This window comes from Pseudomonas sp. FG13, from assembly GCF_057809755.1.
Window position 1 is genome coordinate 1 of sequence record NZ_JBMDKO010000121.1, and the last position, 320, is coordinate 320.

General features: G+C 56.9%; 1 protein-coding gene. It reads left to right on the forward strand.

The annotated features are described in order from the left end of the window. The coding region (locus ACODTO_RS29590) for an OprD family outer membrane porin (protein WP_489107479.1) at positions 1–167 on the forward strand (167 nt) is incomplete at its 5' end. Positions 168–320 lie beyond the last annotated feature (153 nt).

A 320-nucleotide genomic window follows, 5' to 3' on the forward strand; every position in this document is an offset into this window, starting at 1 on the left:
ACGGCAAGGAATGGGGTCGTGAAAGCGAACTGGCGTACACCGTGCAGAGCGGTGCACTGAAGAACCTCAACGTAAAGTGGCGTAATGCGTCGATTCGTCGGGACTACAGTACCAATGAGTTCGACGAGAACCGCATCTTTATCAGCTACCCGATCAGCTTGTTGTAAAGCGGCTGCGGTGGGTCTGTCGCTCAAGTGACGGCTGACCCACCGCTATCGCGAGCAGGCTCGCTCCCACAGGGGATGGTGATGAACACATTATTTACACGCGACGCCAAACCACTGTGGGAGCCGAGCTTGCTCGCGATGGCGGCGGTACAT